The organism is Pseudoxanthomonas fibrivorans (assembly GCF_041464125.1).
Taxonomy (GTDB): domain Bacteria; phylum Pseudomonadota; class Gammaproteobacteria; order Xanthomonadales; family Xanthomonadaceae; genus Pseudoxanthomonas.
Window position 1 is genome coordinate 707,207 of the sequence record NZ_JBGNUG010000001.1, and the last position, 16,746, is coordinate 723,952.

17 protein-coding genes are annotated in these 16,746 nt (G+C 70.3%); 8 read left to right on the forward strand and 9 right to left on the reverse strand.

The genetic code is table 11. The features are described from left to right. Positions 1-7 precede the first annotated feature (7 nt). A complete protein-coding gene (locus ACA089_RS03350; protein ID WP_372013349.1) occupies positions 8-922 on the forward strand; it encodes a M48 family metallopeptidase in 915 nt (304 codons plus the stop codon). A gap of 45 nt (positions 923-967) precedes the next feature. Here ACA089_RS03350 and phaR read toward each other — a convergent pair whose 3' ends face one another. The 3 genes from phaR to gluQRS form a co-directional block, all read right to left on the reverse strand. Next, positions 968-1,471, reverse strand: coding sequence for a polyhydroxyalkanoate synthesis repressor PhaR (gene phaR, locus ACA089_RS03355; RefSeq protein WP_372013351.1), 504 nt, complete (start codon positions 1,469-1,471; stop codon positions 968-970). An 84-nt stretch (positions 1,472-1,555) separates the two neighbouring features. Next, positions 1,556-2,296, reverse strand: coding sequence for a beta-ketoacyl-ACP reductase (gene phbB / locus ACA089_RS03360; protein ID WP_372013353.1), 741 nt, complete (start codon positions 2,294-2,296; stop codon positions 1,556-1,558). A 30-nt stretch (positions 2,297-2,326) separates the two neighbouring features. Then, positions 2,327-3,274, reverse strand: a complete 948-nt coding sequence (gene gluQRS / locus ACA089_RS03365) for a tRNA glutamyl-Q(34) synthetase GluQRS (RefSeq protein ID WP_372013355.1) — start codon at positions 3,272-3,274, stop codon at positions 2,327-2,329. Between the two features lie 91 nt (positions 3,275-3,365). On the opposite strand from gluQRS, the gene htpX reads away from it, so the two are divergent. Next, a complete protein-coding gene (gene htpX / locus ACA089_RS03370; protein WP_372013357.1) occupies positions 3,366-4,244 on the forward strand; it encodes a protease HtpX in 879 nt (292 codons plus the stop codon). 94 nt (positions 4,245-4,338) lie between these two features. On the opposite strand, the gene ACA089_RS03375 is transcribed toward htpX, so the two are convergent. The 4 genes from ACA089_RS03375 to ACA089_RS03390 form a co-directional block, all read right to left on the reverse strand. Next, complete coding sequence (locus tag ACA089_RS03375) at positions 4,339-4,776, reverse strand: MliC family protein (protein WP_372013359.1); 438 nt, start codon at positions 4,774-4,776, stop codon at positions 4,339-4,341. Between the two features lie 11 nt (positions 4,777-4,787). Next, complete coding sequence (locus ACA089_RS03380) at positions 4,788-5,354, reverse strand: type 1 glutamine amidotransferase domain-containing protein (protein ID WP_372013361.1); 567 nt, start codon at positions 5,352-5,354, stop codon at positions 4,788-4,790. A gap of 83 nt (positions 5,355-5,437) precedes the next feature. Next, positions 5,438-6,337 carry an endonuclease/exonuclease/phosphatase family protein gene (locus tag ACA089_RS03385; RefSeq protein WP_372013363.1) on the reverse strand — a complete coding sequence of 300 codons (900 nt, stop codon included), beginning with the start codon at positions 6,335-6,337 and terminating at the stop codon, positions 5,438-5,440. 14 nt (positions 6,338-6,351) lie between these two features. Further along, positions 6,352-8,169, reverse strand: a complete 1,818-nt coding sequence (locus tag ACA089_RS03390; RefSeq protein WP_372013365.1) for a M14 family metallopeptidase — start codon at positions 8,167-8,169, stop codon at positions 6,352-6,354. Positions 8,170-8,298: 129 nt separating this feature from the next. Here ACA089_RS03390 and ACA089_RS03395 point away from each other — a divergent pair, with 129 nt between their 5' ends. The 3 genes from ACA089_RS03395 to ACA089_RS03405 all read left to right on the forward strand — a co-directional run bounded on the left by ACA089_RS03395 (position 8,299) and on the right by ACA089_RS03405 (position 11,590). Beyond that, on the forward strand, positions 8,299-9,918 hold the full coding sequence (locus ACA089_RS03395; protein WP_372013367.1) for a POT-type proton-dependent oligopeptide transporter: 1,620 nt from the start codon (positions 8,299-8,301) through the stop codon (positions 9,916-9,918). A gap of 8 nt (positions 9,919-9,926) precedes the next feature. Beyond that, the gene (locus ACA089_RS03400; protein ID WP_372013369.1) at positions 9,927-10,544 is read left to right on the forward strand and encodes a rhomboid family intramembrane serine protease; all 618 of its coding nucleotides are present in this window, start codon (positions 9,927-9,929) and stop codon (positions 10,542-10,544) included. 68 nt (positions 10,545-10,612) lie between these two features. Further along, positions 10,613-11,590 carry a hypothetical protein gene (locus tag ACA089_RS03405; protein WP_372013371.1) on the forward strand — a complete coding sequence of 326 codons (978 nt, stop codon included), beginning with the start codon at positions 10,613-10,615 and terminating at the stop codon, positions 11,588-11,590. A gap of 83 nt (positions 11,591-11,673) precedes the next feature. Here ACA089_RS03405 and ACA089_RS03410 read toward each other — a convergent pair whose 3' ends face one another. Next, positions 11,674-11,841: a hypothetical protein gene (locus ACA089_RS03410; RefSeq protein WP_372013373.1), complete on the reverse strand. Its 168-nt coding sequence runs from the start codon at positions 11,839-11,841 to the stop codon at positions 11,674-11,676. A gap of 181 nt (positions 11,842-12,022) precedes the next feature. Between ACA089_RS03410 and ACA089_RS03415 the strand changes: the two genes are divergently transcribed. The 3 genes from ACA089_RS03415 to cfa are packed head-to-tail and all read left to right on the forward strand — an operon-like array spanning position 12,023 to position 14,348. Beyond that, complete coding sequence (locus tag ACA089_RS03415; protein WP_372013375.1) at positions 12,023-12,325, forward strand: GNAT family N-acetyltransferase; 303 nt, start codon at positions 12,023-12,025, stop codon at positions 12,323-12,325. 53 nt (positions 12,326-12,378) lie between these two features. After that, a complete protein-coding gene (locus ACA089_RS03420; protein WP_372013377.1) occupies positions 12,379-13,218 on the forward strand; it encodes a DUF3298 and DUF4163 domain-containing protein in 840 nt (279 codons plus the stop codon). 8 nt (positions 13,219-13,226) lie between these two features. Next, on the forward strand, positions 13,227-14,348 hold the full coding sequence (gene cfa / locus ACA089_RS03425) for a cyclopropane fatty acyl phospholipid synthase (RefSeq protein WP_372013379.1): 1,122 nt from the start codon (positions 13,227-13,229) through the stop codon (positions 14,346-14,348). Between the two features lie 195 nt (positions 14,349-14,543). On the opposite strand, the gene ACA089_RS03430 is transcribed toward cfa, so the two are convergent. Further along, complete coding sequence (locus ACA089_RS03430; RefSeq protein ID WP_372013381.1) at positions 14,544-16,733, reverse strand: M3 family metallopeptidase; 2,190 nt, start codon at positions 16,731-16,733, stop codon at positions 14,544-14,546. Between the last annotated feature and the right edge of the window lie 13 nt (positions 16,734-16,746).

The following is a 16,746-nucleotide window of genomic DNA, read 5'->3' on the forward strand; positions in this document are numbered from 1 at the left end:
AAGCACGATGCGACAGGATCCGTTTGGCCGTTCCGGGGGCCAGGGCGAGGGGTACGGGCAGGCGCCGCGCCGCCGCGGCTTCGGCCTCGGCAACCTGCGCTGGCTGATCCTCCTGGGGTTCGTCGCCTATGGCGGCTGCTACTACTTCTCCAACCGCACGGAGGATCCCTACACCGGGGAGACGGTGCTGATCGACGGGTCGATCGGTCCGGAGGAGGAGCGTGCGATGGGCCTGCAGGCCTACCAGGAGATCCTGGCCCAGGAGCGGCCTCTGGACCCCGCGGACCCGAGCTCGCAGCAGGTCCGCGCCATCGCCCAGCGCCTGATCGACAAGGTGCCCGAGGTGACCGCCGAACTGGCCGCCGAGCATGGCATGCAGGCGCCCGAGCACTGGCGCCAGTTCGAGTGGGACGTCAACGTGATCCCGTCGGAGCAGGCCAACGCGTTCTGCCTGCCGGGCGGCAAGATGGCCGTCTATACCGGCCTGATGCCGGTGGCGCAGACCCAGGATGCGCTGGCGGTGGTGATGGGCCACGAGATCGCCCACGCACTGCTGCGCCATGGCGCCCAGCGCATGAGCCAGCAGAAGCTGGCGCAGATCGGGCAGATGGCCGGCGCGGCCAGCGGCATGGATCCGCAGCAGCAGCAGATGGTCATGGCGGCGATGGGCTACGGCTACCTGCTGCCGTACGCGCGCACCCACGAGACCCAGGCCGACGAGGTCGGGCTGATGCTGGCGGCGGCGGCGTGCTACGACCCCAACGAGGCGATCGGGCTGTGGGAGCGGATGGGCGCGTCGTCGGGCGGCGAGGCGCCGCCGGAGTTCGCCTCGACCCATCCCAATCCGGGCACGCGCATCCAGACCCTGCAGGCGCTCATGCCCAAGGCGCTGGAATACCGCCAGAAGTTCTGCCGGCAATAGCCGGGTCGGGAAGCACGCAGGCCGGCGACCGCCGGCCTTGCGCGGTCAACGGCGGGTCTTGCCGCCGGTGCCGGTGCCACGCTCGGGTTCGCGCGGACCGGGGCTACGGCCCAGGCTGCCGGCCAGGCCGCGCTGGAATTCCTGCCACATTTCCAGGTTGCGCTCGGTCAGCTGGTTCATCGCCGTCCACGGCGTCTGCCCGAGCAGGTTGCCCATCTGCTGGCGGAAGGTCTGCTGCTGCTCGAGGAACAGGGTCATGCTGCGCTCGAGGTAGTTGCCCATGAAGCCCTGCAGCGAATCGCCGTAGAAACGGATGATCTGGCTCAGCAGCTGGGTCGACAGCATCGGCTCGCCGTCCTGTTCCTGCTCGGCGATGATCTGCAGCAGCACCGAGCGGGTCAGGTCCTCGCCGCTCTTGGCGTCGCGCACCTCGAACGATTCGCCGTCCAGGATCAGCTGGCGCACGTCCTCGATGGTGATGTAGCTGGAAATCTCGGTGTCGTACAGCCGGCGGTTCGGGTACTTCTTGATGATGCGGGTGGCAGCCATCGGGCGCTCGCGGGCGGACTTCATGTGCCGCCGAGCATGGCGCACCGCAGCAGCGCATGCAACTGCCGTCAGGCCGGTTGACCGCTACCAGCCCATGTGGTGGCCACCGTTGATGTCCAGGTTCGAACCGGTGATCCAGGCCGCCTCGTCGGCCACCAGGAAACCGACCGCGTAGGCGATCTCCTCCGGCTTGCCCAGGCGCCCGGTGGGGATGTCGGCGGCGATCTTGGCGCGCACGTCCTCCGGCACCGCCATCACCATGTCGGTGGCGACGTAGCCGGGCGAGACGGTGTTCACGGTGATGCCCAGCTTTGCGTTCTCGCGCGCCAGGGAGATCGTGAAGCCATGCATGCCGGCCTTGGCAGCCGCGTAGTTGGCCTGGCCGTACTGGCCCTTGAGGCCGTTGATCGAACTGATCTGGATGATCCGGCCCCACTTGCGCTCGCGCATGCCTTCGATCACGGGTCGGGTGACGTTGAACACCGAGTTGAGGTTGGTGTTGATCACCTCGTTCCACTGCAGCGCCGACATCTTGTGGAAGGTGCCGTCGCGGGTGATGCCGGCGTTGTTGACCAGCACCTCCACCGGGCCGAGCGTCTCCTCGACTTCCTTCACCATGGCGGCCGCCTCGTCCGGCGAGGTGACGTCGCCCTTGACCAGCGCGATGTCGTATCCGTCGGCCTTCATCTGCGCCTGCCAGGCCTTGGCCTTCGCTTCGTTGCGGTAGTTGGTGGCGACCTTGTGGCCCATGTCGGCCAGCTTCCTGCAGATGGCGGTGCCGATACCGCCCGTACCGCCGGTGACGAGTGCGACGCGAGTGTTCATGGGAGCGGCCCCTCCCGTGGGGCTGGCTATTCAGGAAGCGGACGCCCCAGTTGTAGTGGCAGCCTGATGAAAGTGCAAGCGCGCCGGAAGGCGTGTTTCATCGAAGTGCGAAACCGCGCACCGGAGCAGTGCGTCCACGCTGTTTTCGCCCCGCAACGGTGCCGGATCCTGGCCGAGCATCACCCAGCACCGGCGCAGCGCGGGCAGCGGATCGGCCGCGTCCACCGGCATCGCCGCGCTCGACTTGGACAGCTTCTGCCCGTCGCCGCCCGTGACCAGCGGCAGGTGGAGGTAGCGGGGGACCGGCAGTCCAAGGTTGCGCTGCAGCAGGATCTGGCGCGGCGTCGATTCGAGCAGGTCGGCGCCGCGGACGACGTCGGTGATGCCCTGTTCGGCATCGTCGACCACGACCGCGAGCTGGTAGGCCCAGTGGCCGTCGGCACGCCGCAGCACGACGTCGCCGACCTCGGCCGCCACGTCCTGGCGGACAGCGCCTTGCAGTCCGTCGTCGAAGGCGACGACGGTGCCCTCGGGGACGCGCAGCCGGTAGGCGGGATGGGCCCGCGCCGACGTCGCCACGCAGCGGCGGTGGACGCCGTGCTGCGACGCCAGGTCGCTGCGGCTGCACGCGCACGCGAACGCCATCCCGGTGGCGAGCAGGCGGTCGAGCGCGGCGCGGTACAGGTCGTGGCGCCCGCTCTGGCGGACGACGGCGCGATCCGGGTGCAGCCCGAAGCCGGCCAGCGTCGCCAGCTGGTCCTCGGCGGCCCCGGCGACCTCGCGCGGCGGATCGAGGTCCTCGATCCGCACCAGCCACTCGCCGCCGGCCCGGCGCGCGAGCAGCCAGCTGCCGAAGGCGGCCAGCAGCGAACCGAAATGCAGCGGGCCGGTGGGAGACGGGGCGAACCGGCCGCGGTAGGCGCCGGGGCCCGGGACGCCGGGCGGCAGGGACGACGGTGGCGGAAGCGCGGTGACCATTCAGGCCATGGTCGTGGTGCGCATGGCTTGATTTCAAGCCATCGCGTTCCCATAACCACCAGCGACAAGCCAATCCCCCGGAGACTTGCCCGTGTTCAGCCGCATCGCCCTGTTCCTCGCCACCAACCTCGCCGTGCTGGTCCTGGCGGGCATCATCATGTCCTTCCTCGGGGTGAATCCGAACCAGATGGGCGGCCTGCTGGTGATGGCGGCACTGTTCGGCTTCGGCGGTTCCTTCATCTCGCTGCTGATGTCCAAGTGGATGGCCAAGCGCGCCACCGGCGCCCAGGTGATCACCGAACCGCGCAACGAGACCGAGCGCTGGCTGCTGGCCACGGTCCGGCGCCAGGCGCAGGCGGCCGGCATCGGCATGCCCGAGGTGGCGGTCTACGACGCGCCGGAGATCAACGCCTTCGCCACCGGCGCCAACCGCAACAACGCGCTGGTGGCGGTGTCCACCGGCCTGCTGCGGCAGATGCAGGCCGACGAGGCGGAGGCCGTGCTCGGCCACGAGGTGGCGCACGTCGCCAATGGCGACATGGTCACCATGGCGCTGCTGCAGGGCGTGCTCAACACCTTCGTGATCGTGCTCGCGCGCGTGGTCGGCGGGATCGTCGACAACTTCCTGTCGGGCAACCGCGAGGGTGAAGGCCGCGGCCTGGGCTACTTCGCCATCGTGCTGGTGCTGGAGATGGTGTTCGGCCTGTTCGCGACCATGATCGCGATGTGGTTCTCGCGCCGGCGCGAGTTCCGGGCCGATGCGGGCGGCGCCCACCTCGCCGGCCGGCAGAAGATGATCGCCGCGCTGGAGCGGCTGTCGCAGAACCATGGCCAGAGCACGCTGCCGGCGCAGGTCGAGGCGTTCGGCATCGCCGGCGGCATGGGCCAGGGCCTGCGCAAGCTGTTCCTGAGCCATCCGCCGCTGGCCGAGCGCATCGCCGCGCTGCGCGCGGCCTCCACGGTCGCCTAGGCCCTGCGGAAGGAGGGGGCTTCGCTCCCTCCCGATCCCCGGAACGCCCGCCGGAAAGCGGGCGCGCTGGATGGCCGCCAGACCCGGACGGGATTCAGCCGCCGCCGGCGACCTTGCCGCACTCGCGCGCCGGCGTTCCTGACAGGGTGAGCATGGCGGTATCCGCCTTGTCCCAGAACTCGTTGCCATTGGCGTCCGCGTAACGCGCGCCCGATGCCGATTCGACGGCCGGCAGCGCCAGTTGGCCGCGCTCGTGGATCAGCGTGAGGCTGCGCGACGCCGGATCGAAGCGGGCGGCCACGCGCTGGTCGCCGCATTGCCAGTGGCTGTCCGTGGTGCTGGTGGCGGCAGCTGCAGCGGCGGTCGGTGCGGAGGTGGCCGGCGACGCGGCTGCCGTTCCCGCGGCTGCCGGCATTGCCGGAGCCGGCCCCGCTGCCACGGCAGGTGCATCGGGCTCGCCCTGGCGGCAGGCGCCGAGGGCCAGCACCAGCGCGAGCGCGCCGGCGCCGGCCAGGAATCGACGGGGATGCATGGCATCCCGCCTCATGCGGACGCCGCCTGGCCGGCGTGCTGGCCCTCGCCGATCTCCTCGACCAGCTTGGCGCAGAAGGCTGGCAGGTCCTTGGGCGTGCGGCTGGTGACCAGCCCCTGGTCGACCACGACCTCGCGGTCGACCCAGCGCGCCCCGGCGTTTTCCAGGTCCCGGTGGATGTTCGGAACCGAGGTCAGCTCGCGCGAATCGACCACCCCGGCATCCACCAGCACCCATGGCCCGTGGCAGATCGCGCCGACCGGCTTGCCGGCCTCGAAGAAGCCGCGGGTGAAGCGGATCGCGTTGTCGTCGTGGCGCAGCGCGTCGGGATTGAACAGCCCCCCCGGAATGACCAGCGCGTCGTAATCGGCGGCCCGGGCTGCCGCCACGTCGCGGTCCACCGGCACCGACTGGCCCTTTTCGAAGTGGCGCATGCCCTGGATGGTGCCGCTCTCCGGCGATACCACCTCGACCTCGGCACCGTGGTCGCGCAGCGCGCGCATGGGTTCGAGCAGTTCGGATTCCTCGAAGCCGTTGCTGGCGAGGATGGCGACGCGCTTGCCGGTCAGGTGGCTCATGTTCGTTCGATTCCAGTGCGGGGGGAACGTCGAGCGTGTCCGACCAGGCCGATGTCCGGCGCGAAAGCGATGTATGCGAATCATTAAAGCGTGCGCAGGCGCACGGGACCCGGCGCGGGTGTCGCCGGTGCCTCCTCCACGCTGAAGCGCACCAGCAGGCCGCGATGGTCCGACGCCCACACGCCGTCGGCATCGGGCGCGGTGAACAGGAGTTCGGCCGACAGCGGCTGCAGGCGCCCGCGCTCCAGGAACACGTGGTCGATGCGTGCGGGCACGGTGAAATAGGCCGGATTGAGCGTGCTCGCCGCGTCCGCCGGTGTGTCCGGGTGCAGGGCCGCCCAGGCATCCCGCCACCCGGGTAGCAGCGCGGCGAGCTCCGGGGCACCGGCGTCGGCGTTGAAGTCGCCCACGATCACCGACGGCGCGCCGTCCGCCGTGGCCTCGACGTAGGCCAGCAGGTCCGCCAGCTGCTGCGCGCGCGTGGCCGCGCCGTCCGGCGCCCAGTACAGGTGGGTGAAGTAGAGGTTGAGCGGCTGCTCCCCGGCCATCACCCGCACGAAGCCGGCGGTGCGGTGGTCCTCCAGCGGATGCAGCAGCGTCTCCCCCTCTTCCAGCGGCGATCCACGGGTCAGCACGGCATTGCCGTAGCGGCGCTTGTGGCTGGGCGGGTCGGTGGTGACGAAATGCGAGGCATAGCCCAGCTCGCGCGCGAGCCAGGCGGCCTGGTTGGGAAGGCCTTCGTGCTGCAGCACTTCCTGCAGCGCGATGGCGTCCGGTTGCAGGCGGCGCAGCGTCTCGACGATCTGCACCCGCCGCCGGGGCCAGTCGTCGCGGTCGTGGTAGAGGTTGAGCGTGACCAGGGTGAACGTGGTGCGGGCAGGTTCGGCCGGGCCCCCGTCCGCCGCGTCGCCCGCCGACGCGATCGCCGGCAGCAGGCCGCCAAGCAGCAGCAGGCGGGCGAGGAGGCGGGGCAGGGTGGCCATGGCGATGCAGGCGCTCAGGTGCCCGGCGGCGGCTGGTCCAGGCGCAGGACGGGATACAGCCCGTAGCGCTCGTCCCAGGCCGGATGCCGGCGGTAGAAGAAGTCCAGCCGCGCGGCGGGGTCCGCGGCGAAAGCCGGGTCGGCCGCGACGCGCCGCTGGAACTCGTCGCGCAGCGCAGGGTCGGCGGCGAGCATCTGCCGCGCGACGTCCTCGGCGACGTAGTCCTCCATGTATTCCTTGCGCTCGAAGGCGATGTTGAGTCCGCCCCACGCCGCCACCGAATCGGGCGCCCGGGGCTCGAGCAAGGCCAGCACCAGTCGCGCGAGCGGCTGGGCGACGGGCACGTACAGCGCGCCGGCACCCACGTCGCGCGGTTCGCGCTTCCATTCGCCTTCCACCGCCAGCCGCTGGCGGCCTTCGGTGGAGACGGCGTCGGTCTTCGCTTCCGTGGCACGGAACGCCTGCGCCGGCGCCTGCGGCCAGGCATCGTCGAGCCGTCGGAACAGGATGCCGTGGGCTTCGAGCGCGGGCTGCACCAGCGGCGCCCAGGCCGGCGGCACCAGGTAACCGGCCTGCGGCGCGGTGGCGGTGAGTGCCGGCACGACCTGGTCGCGCAGCGGCAGGCGCCAGACCTGCGGGCTCGTCTCGTCGTAACGGGTCATCAACGCGCCGGACACGTCCGACGGCGTGCGGGTGTAGGCGTAACCGCGGAAGTCGATCGTGCGCACGTGGTCGCCGGCCTTCCAGGCCAGCGGTTCCTGCGCGCCGGCCAGTCGGGTGGCGCGCGCGTCGGCCTCGTCGGCCGCGCGCCGCCATGCCGTGCCGTGCCGCGCCATCTGCTCGAGGACGGAGACGATCGCGTTGCGGGTGATGCGGACGCGTTCCGGATACGGCTTCCACGAGTGGGTCTCGACCAGCATGCCCAGCCGGTTGCGCAGCAGGAAATAGCCGTGCGAGAAGCGCGGCGGCGCCACCCCGTCCTCGAAGCCGGAAGCCGGGTCGTCCTCGACTACGAAGGACGGATAGAACCCCAGCGGCGACGAACCCTGCCGCGCCGCATCGGCGATCACCGCGTCGCGCCACTGGCGGCCGACCTTGCGCAGCGCGGCATCGCCGGCGTGCAACGGCTCGACCTGGAAGGAGATGTCGTGCTCGAACTGGGCGCCATCGGTGGCGTGCAGGTCGACCATCGCCAGCGGATCCCACTGCTGGACCAGGCGCAGCATCGCCTTCATCTCGGCCGAATCGGCCTTGACGTAGTCGCGGTTGAGGTTGAAGTTCTGCGCGGTGGTGCGCCAGCCCATCTCCACCGGCCCGCGCTGGTTCGGGCGGTTCCAGGCGCCGAAGCGCTCGTGCCCGTCGACGTTGAACACGGGCACGAACAGCCAGACCACCTTGTCCAGCGCGCCCGGTGCCGCGGTGCCTTCCAGCACCTCGCGCAGGGCGAGGAAACCGGCGTCCTTGCCGTCGATCTCGCCGGCGTGGATGCCACCCTGGATCAGCACGACCGGGATCCCGCGCTGCCGGGCTTCGGCCGGGTCGAAGGCGCCGGTACCGGTGACCACGAGCAGCTGCATCGGACGCCCTTCGGGCGTGGTGCCGAAACTGCGGGCGGACACGCGGCCGGGATAGCGCGCCTGGAAGGCGGCGGCCAGCGCGGTGACCTCGTCGTAGCGGCCGGTCCGCTCGAAGCCGGAACGCTCGGCCACGGTGGAAATCGCATTGACGCCGGTGGCCGATGCAACGGCCGGTGCAGGCAGTGACGCCGCCGCGGCGACGGCCAGCAGGCCGGCGGGAAACAGGCGGGCGGAAAGGCGGGCGGGGCGCGGCATCGGCGGGTCCGGTGGGGAATGCGCACATGATGCCAGCGCCGGCGCGGCCCGGCAGCCCGCCCGCAACCGGGCGGTTCCGGTGCCGGTGGCTCTTCGGGTACCCTCGGCTTCTTTTGCGGCAAGACCCGGATGAGCACGACCACCGCGGCAGGCGGGCGCATGCCCCGCCAGATCTCCTACATCATCGGCAACGAAGCCTGCGAGCGCTTCAGCTTCTACGGGATGCGCAACATCCTGGTGCCGTTCCTGATCAGCTCGATCCTGCTGGCCTACCTGCCCGAAGGCGCGGAGCGGGACACGGCGGCGAAGGACATCTTCCACACCTTCGTCATCGGCGTGTACTTCTTCCCGCTGCTGGGCGGCTGGCTGTCGGACCGCTACTTCGGCAAGTACAACACCATCCTCTGGTTCTCGCTCATCTACTGCGCCGGCCACGCCTGCCTGGCGCTGTTCGAGAACCACGCCACCGGCTTCTACACCGGCCTGTTCCTGATCGCGCTGGGGTCGGGCGGGATCAAGCCGCTGGTGGTGTCGTTCTGCGGCGACCAGTTCGACCAGAGCAACAAGGACAAGGCCAAGCTCGTCTTCGACGCCTTCTACTGGATCATCAACTTCGGCTCGTTCTTCGCCTCGCTGCTGGCGCCGCTGTTCCTGCGCCACTGGGGCCCGGCGGTGGCCTTCGGCATCCCCGGCGTGCTGATGTTCATCGCGACCTTCGTGTTCTGGCTGGGTCGCCGCCACTACGTCAACGTGCCGCCGTCGGGCAACGACCCGCACGCGTTCTTCGAAGTGGTCAAGACCGCCCTGCGCACCCGACGCCCGGGCGAGGCGCGGCCGGGCTACCTGGTGGCGATGGCCGGGGTGGTCCTGGCGGGCCTGCTGCTGGCCTTGTGGGCGCTGTCGCTGCTGGGCGCCGGGCCGGCATGGTGGCCGGACTTCGGCTTCGTCATTTCGGCGTGCCTGGCGCTGGGCGTGGTCATCGCCTTCGGCGGCTGGGGCGCCTCCCTGCAGCTGGACCGGGCCCGCGGCGCGCATCCCGACGCCGCGGTGGACGGCGTGCGGGCGGTGCTGCGGATCCTGATCGTGTTCGCGCTGGTGACGCCGTTCTGGTCGCTGTTCGACCAGAAGGCCTCGACCTGGATCATCCAGGGCCGCGAGATGGTGATCCCGCACGCCGAGGCCTGGTGGCCGAGCTGGCTGATCAAGGACGCCGCGCAGATGCAGGCGCTCAACCCGCTGCTGGTGATGCTGCTGATCCCGTTCAACAACCTCGTGCTGTACCCGCTGCTGCGCCGGCTCGGCTGGGAGCCGACCGCGCTGCGCCGGATGGGCTGGGGCATCGCCATCTCGGGGCTGTCCTGGATCGTCGCCGGCGCCCTGCAGCTGTGGCTGGACGGCGGCCAGCAGGTGTCGCTGACCTGGCAGGCGCTGCCGTACCTGCTGCTGACCTTCGGCGAGGTGCTGGTCTCGGCCACCGCGCTGGAATTCGCCTACAGCCAGGCGCCGCACGCGATGAAGGGCGTGATCATGGCGTTCTGGTACCTGACCAGCACCTTCGGCAGCCTGTGGGTGCTGCTGACCAACTTCGGCATCCGCAACGAACTCGTGCTCGGGCGCATCGCCCAGACCGGGCTCAGCGAGAACGCCTTCCTGATGTTCTTCTTCGCCGGCTTCGCGTTCGTGGCCGCGCTGGCGTTCGCCGCCTACGCGCGCTACTACCCGATGCAGGACAACTACCGCGCCGCCTGAGGACCGCGATGCAGTCTCCCGTCACCCTCATCCTGATCGCCGTCACCGCGCTGGTGTCCTGGCTGGCATTCAAGGACCGGCGCGTGGTCGACCGGCTGATCCTGTGGCCGCCGGCGATCGCCCGGCGCCGCGAGTACTGGCGCCTGGTCAGCTACGGCTTCCTGCATGCCGACTTCCCGCACCTGCTGTTCAACATGGTCACGCTGTTCTTCTTCGGGCGGCTGATCGAACAGGTGATGCAGCAGATCACCGGCAGCGCGCTGACCTATCCGCTGTTCTACCTGGCGGCGCTGGTCGTCTCGATCCTGCCGAGCTACCTGAAGCACCACGCCGATCCCAGGTACTTCAGCCTGGGCGCGTCGGGCGCGGTGTCGGCGGTGCTGTTCGCCTTCATCCTGATCTCGCCCTGGTCGCTGATCTTCGTGTTCTTCATCCCGGCCCCGGCGATCCTGTACGCCGTGTTCTACGTCGGCTACAGCATCTGGATGGACCGCAAGGGCGGGGACAGCATCAATCACAGCGCGCACCTGGCCGGCGCCGCGTTCGGGATCATGTTCATGCTGGCGATGGAGCCTCGCCTGCTGCAGGTGTTCCTGCAGCAGCTGATGAACCCGAGCTTCGGCTGACGGCATGCTCACCCGGCATGAATGCCGGGACTGGCACGGTATCCGCATCCACGATCCAGGAGGCGGCAATGGCGACCCGAACGCTTACTTCCCGCAAGCCGGCCACGGCGCGCAGTGCCACGGCTTCGTCGAAGGGACGCGCCCCCGCGCGCAAAGCCCCGTCAGGCGGTTCCGCGGCGAAGAAGTCGGCCGGAGCGGGCTCCACTGCAGCGAAGAAGAAGGGAGTCGCGACGACATCCCCGGCCCGGAAGGTCGCGAAACCGGCGGCGGCGCGGGCGGCCTCAGCCGGCGCCACCGGGCGGAAGGCCGTCGCGAAAAAGGCCGCGCCGCGCCGTGGCGTCGCGGCGGCGTCCAAGGCGACGAAGGCGGGCGCGAAGGGCGTGAGCCGCCAGGTGCCGGCCAAGCAGGCGGCTTCGAGGAAACCCACAGCGAAGCGCGCCGTCGCCAAGAAGGCCATCGCAAAGCAGGCCGGTGCCGGGAGGACCGTCGTCGCGAAGGCCGGTGCCAACAAGGCCGCTGCCAAAAAGGTCGTCGCGAAGAAGACTGTCGCGAAGAAGGCCTCAGCGAAGAAGACCCTGGCGAAGAAGACCGTCGCAAAGAAGACCGTAGCGGGGAAAGCGGCCCCGCAGTCGATGGCGGCGCCGGCCGCAACGTCGCGCACCCGGACGGCCGTCTCCGAGAAGATGCCGTCGGGTGCCGGGCGCGGCAGGGATCGCACCGGAGTTTCCGCGCCCACGGGAGCCGTGGAGCAGGGCGGCAGGAAGGCTCCAGGTGGTCGCGGACGCCGCCGGGCGACGCTGACACCCGAGGACGCGATGGCCCGGACCCGTGAGTTGCTGGAAGCCCACCAGGAGCAGGCGCGGCAGACACCCGCCTGGCGCCTGCTGGAGGACGCGCGCGGGGAGCACCCGGCGGCCGAGGGTCACGGCCAGGCGGACCAGGCCAAGTTGCAGGAGCTGCATGCCGGCGAAAGTCGCCTGCGCGCGATCCAGGGCAGCAGCAGCACGCACGACCGCCGCAACCAGCGCAAGCGCGACCACCGCTGAAATAAAAAAGGCAGCCCCGCCGCCGACGGGACTGCCCCGGACGGATCGCGCGTCATCGCGCTCCGTCCTCCCCCTTGCAGCCGTCAGAGCGTGACCGCGTAGGTGTGCTTGAGACGCTCGTAGACCACGGTGTCGAGCTGCTCGAACTCCCAGCCGTCGGTGTGGCCGTTGACGACGAGCTGGTACAGGCCCTCCAGCAGCGAAGCGTCGCTGGGGCAATCGGTGGAGCGGGTGGGTTCGAAGGCGTTCATTGCGGTGGCTCCAAGAACGGTAGGTCGAGTCCGGTTACCTGTCGTCACGCAGGACCCGTGCCAACCCGGGCGCCCCTTTTTTTACCGGTTCAGCAATGTCGTCACTCCGTCTTGGCGGGCGAACCGGCCAGAATGTGACGCAGAGCGTCGCCTTCTGCCCGTCCTGCCGCCGGAGACCCCCATGTCCCAACCGCCCGCCATCCACCACGACCTGCATGCGCGCCGTTTCACCCTGGAGGTGGACGGCCTGGAAGCCGAGCTGGTTTACCGGCTGCTGGAGGGGGCAGGGCACGCCGGTCCCGTCATGGTGATCGACCACACGGGCGTCCCGGAGGCGATCGGGGGACGCGGGCTGGCCGGGCAGCTGGTGCAGGCGGCCTTCGAGCACGCCCGGGCCGCCGGCTGGACGGTGGTGCCGGCATGTTCGTATGCGCGTGCCTGGGTGGAGCGCCATCCGGACTACGCCGACCTCGTCGCGCATTGACCCGTCACCCGAAGCCCCGTCCCGCCCAGTCCGGACTACAAGGAGCCCTGCGCATGGAAGTTTCCGCCCTCGCGATCCGCCTGTTCGCCGTCGCCCTGCTGGCGTCCGGCCTGGCCGCGTGCCGCCCCTCGGAGCCCGGCACCCCGGCTGCCGCCCCGCCGCCGGCCGCGGCCGAGGCGACCGCCCCCGCCGCTCCGGCCGCCGAGGCGCCCGTGGTACTGGAGGACGTGATCGAGACCGACCCCCGCTACGTGGTGGGGATCAGCTATCCGCCGGGCGCATCGGCCGACCCGGGTCTGGCGAGGGCGCTGCACGGCTACGCCGAAGCCGCCCGCGGCGAGCTGCTGCAGGCCGTGGCGGGCCTCCCCGGGCCCCCGACCGCCCCGTACGAACTGTCGCTGGGGTTCCGCGAACTGATGCGCACGCCGGAGGTGGTGGCGGTGGCGGCCGACGGCAGCCTGTACACCGGCGGCGCGCACGGCCAGCCGCTGGTCGCGCGCTTCGTCTGGCTGCCCGGCCAGCAGCGCATGCTGACGGCGCAGACCCTGCTCGCCTCGCCGGACGGGTGGGGGCCGGTCGCCGACTTCGTCGGCGAGCAGCTCGGGACGGCCGCCCACACGCGCGCCGCCGACGAGTCGCTGGAGCCGGCCGACCGCGAGCGCCTGCTCGCCGCCGCCTTGAAGATGATCGACGAAGGCACCCGGCCGGAGCCAGCCAACTTCGCCCAGTTCGAGCCGGTCGCCGGCAGCGATGGACGCATCGCCGCACTCCGCTTCGTGTTTCCGCCTTACCAGGTCGGACCCTACGCCGACGGCGTCCAGGCGGTGACCGTGCCGGCCGCCGTGCTGCGGCCGCACCTCGCGCCCGACATCGCCGGCCTGTTCGGCGACTAGGTGCCCCCATGCCCGCGACCGCCCGCTCCCGCCGCAGGATCGAGGCGCTGCTGCGGGATGCGGGCGTCCAGGTGGGGGGCGGCCGCGACTGGGACCTGCAGGTCCACGACCCGAGGCTGTATCCGCGCCTGCTGGCGCAGGGCGCGCTCGGCCTGGGCGAGTCCTACATGGATGGCTGGTGGGATGCCCGTTCCCTGGACGGCTTCCTGCTCAGGCTGATGCAGGCACGGCTGGATCGCCGGGTGCGCGGCCTGGCCGAAGCAGGTGATGCGCTGCTGGCCTGGTTGTCCAACCGGCAAAGCCGCCGCCGCAGCGGCGAGGTGGGGCGCCGCCACTACGACCTCGGCAACGACCTCTACGCGGCCATGCTCGGGCGCCGCCTGGTCTACAGCTGCGGTTACTGGCGCCAGGCGACCGACCTCGACGCGGCGCAGGAAGCCAAGCTGGACCTGGTCTGCCGCAAGCTCGGCCTGCGGCCGGGGATGCGCGTGCTGGACGTCGGTTGCGGCTGGGGCGAGGCCCTGAAGTACGCGGCCGAACGCTACGGGGTGGCCGGGGTGGGGGTGACGATCTCCCGGGAGCAGGCCGACTATGCGCGACGCCTGTGCTCGGGACTGCCGGTGGAGGTGCGGCTGCAGGACTACCGCGACCTGGACGAGCCGTTCGACGCGGCCTTCTCGATCGGAATGTTCGAACACGTGGGCCTGCGCAACTACCGCACCTATTTCGACGTGGTGCGGCGGTGCCTGCCCGGGCACGGCCTGTTCCTGCTTCACACGATCGGCTCGAACGTGTCGACCAACCATACCGACCCGTGGATCGCGCGCTACATCTTCCCCAACTCGATGCTGCCCTCGGCCGCGCAGGTCGCCGCCGCCAGCGAAGGTAGGTTCGTGATCGAGGACTGGCACAACTTCGGCGCCGACTACGACCGAACGCTGCAGGCGTGGCGCGCGAACGTCGAGGCGGCCTGGGGCCGGCTGGACGCGCGCTACGACGAGCGCTTCCGCCGGATGTGGCGGTACTACCTGTCGGCGTCGATGGCGGCGTTCCGCTGCCGGCGCATCCAGTTGTGGCAACTGGTGATGTCGCCCGGCGGGCTGCCCGGCGGCTACGTCGCCCCGCGGTAGCCGCGGGGCTGGACAAAAAACCGCCAGTCATCTTGACAGGCCCGCCGCGCCTGGCGCCCCGGCGCTTATCCACAGCTTCGTGCAGCGATCATCCACACCGGCTGTGGAAAAGAACGGGAGGTCGCGGCGCAGACAACCCCGGAAACGACTGCGCCACCCGGAGGTGGCGCAGTGCGGTACTGCCTGGTGCGTGGATCAGCGCGGCGGCGCGGCGTCCAGTCCGCGCTTGGCCAGCAGCGGCTCGATCTTCGGATCGTGCCCGGCGAAGTCGCGGAACAGCTGCAGCGCGTCCTTGCTGCCGCCGCGCGAGAGCAGGGTCGCGCGGAAACGGTCGCCGTTCTCGCGCTTCAGCCCGCCGTTGTTGCGGATCCATTCCTGGGTGTTGGCGTCCAGCACCTCGGACCAGATGTAGGCGTAATAGCCGGCCGCGTAGCCGCCCATGATGTGGCTGAAGTACGGCGTGCGGTAGCGCGGCGGCACCGGGGTGAAATAGATGCCGTCGGCGACCAGCGCGTCGTGCTCGAACTGCATCACGCCGGCGGCCGCCGGGACCTTGTCGGCGCCGATCTGGTGCCAGCGCTGGTCGAGCATGGCCGCGCCCAGGTACTCGGTGGTGGCGAAGCCCTGGTTGAACTTGCTCGCGGCCAGGACCTTGTCCAGCAGCGCCTGCGGCATCGGTTCGCCGCTCTGGTAGTGCTTGGCGTAGTTGGCCAGGATCGACGGCCAGTCGGCCCACATCTCGTTGACCTGCGAGGGGAACTCGACGAAGTCGCGCGGCACCGCGGTGCCGCTGAAGTACGGGTAGTTCACGTCCGAGAACATGCCGTGCAGCGCATGGCCGAACTCGTGGAACATGGTCGTCACCTCGTCCCAGGTCAGCAGGGTCGGCTGGCCGTCGGCGGGCTTGGTGATGTTCTGGTGGTTGGCCACCACCGGCTGGGTGCCGCGCAGCTTGGACTGCGAGACGTAGGAGTTCATCCAGGCGCCGCCGCGCTTGGACTCGCGCGCGTACGGGTCGAAGATGAAGATCGCCAGCGGCTTGCCGTCGGCGTCGAACACGTCGTAGGTCCAGGTGTCGGGCCGGTACTTCGGCAGGTCGGTCCGCTCCTTGAAGGTGATCCCGTACAGCTGGGTGGCGGCGAAGAACACGCCGTTCTCCAGCACGTTCTTCATCTCGAAGAACGGCTTGAGCTGGTTCTCGTCGAAGTCGTAGCGCGCCTGGCGCACCTTCTCCGCGTAGTAGGCCCAGTCCCAGGGCTCCAGCTGGAAGGTGGGCTCGCCCTTGGCGGCCTGTTCCTGGTCGATCATCTTCTGCAGGTCGGCGGCCTCGCGCCTGGCGTTGGCCACCGCGGCCGGCGCCAGCTTGCCGAGCATGTCGTTGACCGCTTCGGGGGTCTTGGCGGTGGCGTCGGCCAGCGAGTAGGCGGCGTGGTTCGGGAAGCCCAGCAGGCTGGCGCGTTCGGCCCGCAGCTTGATCACCTGCGAGACCACGCCGGTGTTGTCGAACTCGTTGCCGCGGCTGCCGCGGGCCACCGATGCCTCGAAGATCCTGCGGCGCGCGTCGCGGTTGCTGAGGTAGGTGAGCGGCGGCTGGCCGGTGGTGTTGAGCAGGGTGACGACGTACTTGCCGTCCTGGCCGCGCTTCTTGCCTTCCTCGGCGGCCGCGGCGACCTGCGCCTCGCTGGAACCGGCCAGCGCGTCGGCGCTGTCGAACGTCACCGCCGAGGCGTTGACCTCGTTGAGCACGTTCTGCTCGAACTGGGTGCCGAGCGTGGCCAGCTGCGCGTTCATGTCCTTGAGCTTGGCCTTGTCGGCGTCGGACAGCTTGGCGCCGGCGCGGACGAAATCGGTGTAGTAGCGCTCGACCAGGCGCACGCCCTCGGCGTCTAGGCCCAGGCTCTCGCGCTTGTCATACAGCGCCTGCACCCGGGCGAACAGCTTGCCGTCCAGGTAGATCGCGTCCTGGTGGGCGGCGAACTTCGGCGAGTAGTCGGCGTCGAGCTTCTTGCGCGCGTCGTTGGTGTCGGTGCTGTTGAGGTTGAAGAACACCGAGGCCGCGCGGTTGAGGACTTGGCCGCTGTTCTCCATCGCGATGATGGTGTTCTCGAAGGTCGGCTCCTCGGCGCTGTTGGCGATCGCCGCGACTTCCTTGAGCTGCTCGGCCATGCCCGCGTCGAACGCCGGGGCGAAGTGCTCGTCCTTGATCCGGTCGAAATGCGGGTACTGGAGCGGCAGGTCGCTCTGGACGAAGAACGGGTTGTCCTGGGCCGACGGCGCCGGCTGCTCGGTGGAGGCGCCCGTGGCGGGCGCGTCGGTGCGGTTGCAGGCGGTCATGCCAAGTCCAAGGGCGGCGGCGAGCGCCAGGTAGAGGCCGGTCTTCTTCATACAGCGGATCCTG